The sequence below is a fragment of the Candidatus Poribacteria bacterium genome (genome assembly GCA_021295755.1).
Taxonomy (GTDB): Bacteria; Poribacteria; WGA-4E; order WGA-4E; family PCPOR2b; genus PCPOR2b.
Genome location: JAGWBT010000010.1, coordinates 41,510 through 46,583, shown reverse-complemented (window position 1 = coordinate 46,583; position 5,074 = coordinate 41,510). Strand labels below are relative to the sequence as shown.

Below are 5,074 nucleotides of genomic sequence, written 5' to 3'. Positions count from 1 at the left end.
TTTTGTCGTGGGCGTGGAGGATATAGTCGTTCGTCTGCATCGCTTGCAGCTCATCAGGCTGAATGGATACTCCGCCCATATTGTGTGTTGAGAGCATGACATCTCCTTTATTGAGTTCATTATCCGTAGGTTGGGTTGAGCGATAAGCGCGAAACCCAACTCAATGAAAGTAGTAGGTATATTGCTTTGAATCCCGCCTGTCCCGATTTATCGGGGATTTATCGGGGCGCCGTGTGCTGTAACCATCTGCGTTAAAGTATAGGCATACTCCGTATGCCGTAACCCAACGATGCTATTGGCTAAACTGCTGTGCAACAAAGACCAAATCAAGGATATTAACTGCTCCATCGCCGTTGGGGTCTGGAGCGGATTGACCAAAGCCGTTAGCGACCTGCACCAAATCCAAGACGTTGACCCGTCCATCATCATTGACATCAGCGAAACTTCGGGTGGCGATATAGATTTCACCATCGAGGTCGGGGAGCAAGTGGGTGATGGACGCAGCGGTGCTTCCCCTATCAGATACGGAGGTCGCAGATGACGGCAGTGTGATGGCTTGTGCTTGCCCACTCCGGTTGTAAACCGCCCAACCGTTATCAAACTCGCGGATATACAAGCCATCAATCTCTTGATAGCGTTGTGCCGTTTGTCCAACAGGTTGTCCAAGGTCAGCGTCCTAAAAATCATACCACCAGTGCTGATGATCATATTCGCCGTAAATTTTTCTCCCGTCATTATAGAGAATGAATCCATCAGAGAGGGTGAGGCTCATGGTCGTAAAGACGCGCATCCACCGCTGATTGATTGGGCTGTCTGGCGGTTCGGTCGGAATCCCCCACCCCTCTAAGCAGTTGATTTGTGGTTCTCGTAGATTATTTTCTGACCAGAGCAGGGTGCTTTCAATCTCGGCAAGTCCGCTATATGTGTATCCGCCTTCATAGTCTTGAAAGGTTTCCATAAAGGCACCGTTGACATAGGGGGCTGAGAGTTTGAGTTTCGTTCGGGTCTGATTACAGAGGATTAGAAAATCGTCCGGCACCGCTTGGCGGATACGCTGGAGAATTGCGAGTCGAGCCTCTCGCTCTGCTTCGGGTGGACGGAGGAATGGTGCAGGATGAACAGAAAAATCTCTAAGTGAACCGCCGTCCTCAAGCAACCAGTCGAAGAAGATGCCATCATATAGCCCACATTTTGCGATGGCAACCGCTTGTTGAACAATGATGTCTTGAACTTTTGGATCTGTCGTATCAATTAGGTAGATACCAGCGTAGCCGCTACTTTCAACCAGATTCCCATTTTCACCTCTCACCCAATACGGCCAATCTTCGGGATACTGGGTATGAAGATGTGCATCCCGCTGCCGAACTTCAGCAAGGAGGATTACGTTAGGATTTTTGGCACGGAGCTCGTCCATAGTTCTTCTTACCTTTTCCAAATCGCCTACGAGTTGATAACCGGCAGCTGTTTGTTTGAAATCGACGCCATGCCGTGGACCCGCCCAATGTAAATCGTGAAGTGCAATACGATCTAGATGCGATAATGTGGCTCTGTTATAGGTTGGATCGTCCCACGGTTGGAAAACAGAGGGCAAACTCCGATTTTCGAGCCTCGGTTTGACCGGAACGCCTGGTAGCACACACTCCTCATCACGCGAGAGATAGGTCAAAGACAACCCCAAAAGTGGAGAGAAATCTACAATCGGATTGCTATATATCTGGAGTTCTTTCAGCCGGTTTAAATTGGCTAGTGGGCTTATATCGACAATTTGATTGCTCTCAATCCACAGTTTTTCCAACGCTGTTAAATTGGCTAGCGGGCTTATATTGACAATCTGATTCGCAGCTAGATTTAGCCAGATGAGTTGCGTTAAATTGGCAAGCGGGGTGATGTCTGTTATCCCACAATGGCTCAGGTGAAGCTCCTCCAACTGCGTGAGTGTTGCAAGGGGGGTGAGGTCTGTGATGTGGACACCGGCGAGGTTGAGATATGTAAGTTGCGTTAAATTGGCAAGGGGGGTCAGATCTCGGATTGGATTATCTCGAAGTATCAGAAAATCGAGGTGTATCAACTCAGCTAATCGCCTGGTGTCTTGAATTTTATTGACAGAGAGCTCCAGCGATTTGAGATTTTGGGCATACTGTAAGCCGTTGATGTTTTCGATTTGTGCTTCTTTTGCAGTAAAACGCGTTAATCGTAGCATCTCCGGTTGAGTGATTGGGATTTGATCGGGGAGGGTAAGTGTTTCTCGGATGGCTTTGTTAAGGTTCGGGTCGGGGATCTCTACAACTTGGGCGGTTGCAACACCGCCGCAGTTACAGAGTACGATGAAAGTGCACAAGCNNCTTTCATTAAAAACGAAAAGCGGAAAACACCTTCCCTCAATTTTGCTCCCTACCAACTCACCGCTTCTGGGCAGCTAACCACTCCTCATACTCTTTCCTACCCTCTTCGTTGAACGGATAATATTTCCGCAGATCCCCGCCCTCCCGTAGTTTCATACGGACAAAGACCTCATGCTCCTCACGCTCACCGGCGATGTCGAGGATACGAGGTATCAACCGAGGCGGCACGACGATAGCCCCGCCATCGTCCGCCATGATGATGTCGCCGGGATTAACCAAGACCTTGCCACAGCCGATAGGAAGGTTGAAGTCAGCGGGAAAGAGGTTCAGATGCCCCGCCCCGCCGGTAGTCACGGCAGTTGACCAGACCGGCACCTTCAACTCTTGGAAGATCGGCATGGAATCCCGGATGCCGGCATCGATGACGACACCAGCCCCGCCCTGCGCTTGGAAATAGGTCATCAACATCTCCCCGAAGCATCCAGTGGCGAGATCACCCCTACCGTCAACCACGATCACATCGCCAGCTTGCACTTCAAACATCACCTCCCACAGAGCGGAGGTTTTCTCACCGGCTTCCTCGCCTTCAGGTTCCGATTCTTCGGCGGATGCCCCCGGTATCTGATAGCCTCGCATCTGATCTTCGCGCTGTGGTGTGAAGCGGAGCGTCAGTGCGGGGCCGACAATTTTACTCCCGGGCACACGAGCGATGGGCCCCTCCATAAAGGTTCGGCGTACACCCAACGCTTCCATGGTAGAGGTCACGGCATCAGTGCCTAACTCATACAACGCCTTGATAATTTCAGATGTGGGTCGTTTGATAGTAGACATGTTTCACACTCCTATGAATCTGATCACGGATTGATGGATTTTCCTCGCCTATTTTGGCAATATACGATAGCCATTTTACCCCTTTGCCACTATTGGGTCAACAGCAAAAATCATTGCGAAAAAACGATTGTGCTTTGAATGGATAGTGACGAAGATTCTGCTTTTCGATCTCTTTTTTGCCCCGTTCCTGTTACAATAGTCGCTAATCAACAATAAGAATCTCAACGATAAGATGAAAATGAAATGTAATTGTTTGTAATACGATTGAAGGTCTATGACAAAACGCTTCATGCTGAAATAGGGACAATTTACCCATTTTCGTGTGTAAAATGTTACCTTTTTAATGCCGCTCATGCTACCTTTATCTACGAGATCTGCATCTGTCCCTACGCTTAAAACTGAAATGTGTAAGTCCTAGATACATTGAGACACGAATTGAATGGCTTACGGCATCATCCAAAATCAACAAGGAGGGTATTTTATGGTATCTCTCACTTCCGCAATGCTTACACTATCAAGAGATGCAATGACACAAGCGATTTCACCCATTGACATCAGCAATCGGTTGGAACTGTTCGTTGACGATTATCTGATTGATGAAATAGCTGGCGCAACGCAACGGTTACACCAACCACAACCGCAGGACGTTGCTTGTGTGCATGATAATCCGTGGGAGGGTAGCACATGCGGCTATAAAACCGTGTTTCAGGATGGCGATCTTTACCGGATGTATTACCGGAGGGCTTTGACAATGACCACCACCCACAGGTGGTCTGCTACGCTGAAAGCCACGATGGAATACATTGGACCAAACCGGATCTTGGCTTAATTGAGTTTGATGGCGGGAAGCAGAACAACATCATCTGGGAAGGGATTGGATCACACAACTTCGCACCCTTTAAGGACGAGAATCCCGATTGCAAGCCGGACGAAAAGTACAAGGCACTCGGTTCAGCTGAGCGTACCTTGTATGCGTTCAAGTCCGCCGACGGCATCCACTGGTCACTCATGAACGATGAACCTGTGATCACCAAAGGTGCATTTGACTCACAGAACCTCGCCTTTTGGGATACGGTGCGCGGTGAATACCGCGAATACCATCGCGATTTCCGTGAGGGACGCGACATCCGCACAGGGACATCAAAAGATTTCCTCAACTGGTCTGATCCTGAGTGGCTGGAGTATTCACCCGACCGAGTCAGCGAACTATACACGAATCAGATTATTCCATACTACCGCGCCCCACATATCTTCCTCGGCTTTCCAACCCGATACACCGATCGGGGATGGACGGAATCGACGAAAGCTCTGCCGGAACTTGAGTATCGTCGTCTCCGAGGTTACGTGTCTCAGCGTGAGGGGACAGCCGTCACAGATGGAATGTTCATGAGCAGCCGTGATGGGGGTCATTTCAACGTTTGGCCCGAATCGTTTATCCGTCCCGGACTGCGATTGAGAGGTAACTGGTTCTACGGCGACAACTATCAAAATTGGGGATTGGTCGAGACAGAATCGCACATTGATGGTGCGCCCGATGAGATTTCCATCTATGCGAGTGAAGATTCGCATCATTGTCGCTGGCGGCGTTATACGATCCGAATTGATGGGTTTGTCTCAATGCAGGGGCCGTTGAGCGGTGGGGAATTTGTGACAAAACCGCTGATTTTCAAGGGAGATCGGCTCGTCATTAACTTCTCAACCTCTGGGGTGGGTAGTATTCAGGTCGAAATTCAAGAGGCGTCCGGCAACGCCATCCCCGGCTTTGGACTGGACGATTGTCCGGAGGTCTTCGGTGATGACCTCGAACGGATAGTAACGTGGCAGAACGGCACAGATGTGAGTCAGCTTTCAGGGCAGCCCATCCGTCTGCGATTCTTGTTAAAGGATGCAGATCTCTATTC

At 49.5% G+C, this 5,074-nt stretch carries 3 protein-coding genes and 2 pseudogenes; 1 reads left to right on the top strand and 4 read right to left on the bottom strand.

The annotated features are described in order from the left end of the window. Window positions 1–292: 292 nt before the first annotated feature. The 4 genes and pseudogenes from J4G02_02565 to J4G02_02550 all read right to left on the bottom strand — a co-directional run bounded on the left by J4G02_02565 (window position 293) and on the right by J4G02_02550 (window position 3,173). Entirely contained in the window at window positions 293–616 is a 324-nt protein-coding gene (locus J4G02_02565; protein MCE2393476.1) for a hypothetical protein, read from the bottom strand. 60 nt (window positions 617–676) lie between these two features. Continuing rightward, entirely contained in the window at window positions 677–1,414 is a 738-nt protein-coding gene (locus J4G02_02560) for a hypothetical protein (GenBank protein MCE2393475.1), read from the bottom strand. Window positions 1,415–1,804: 390 nt separating this feature from the next. After that, window positions 1,805–2,200: pseudogene (locus J4G02_02555) on the bottom strand (leucine-rich repeat domain-containing protein). Window positions 2,201–2,399: 199 nt separating this feature from the next. Next, window positions 2,400–3,173 (bottom strand): ribonuclease activity regulator RraA, encoded by a 774-nt coding sequence (locus J4G02_02550; GenBank protein ID MCE2393474.1) that lies wholly within the window; start codon window positions 3,171–3,173, stop codon window positions 2,400–2,402. A 481-nt stretch (window positions 3,174–3,654) separates the two neighbouring features. Between J4G02_02550 and J4G02_02545 the strand changes: the two are divergent. After that, window positions 3,655–5,074: pseudogene (locus J4G02_02545) on the top strand (hypothetical protein).

Bases quoted from the DNA above. Each gene is read 5' to 3' on its own strand.
- J4G02_02560 (MCE2393475.1), bottom strand. From the start codon at position 1,414: ATGGACGAGCTCCGTGCCAAAAATCCTAACGTAATCCTCCTTGCTGAA.
- J4G02_02550 (MCE2393474.1), bottom strand. From the start codon at position 3,173: ATGTCTACTATCAAACGACCCACATCTGAAATTATCAAGGCGTTGTAT.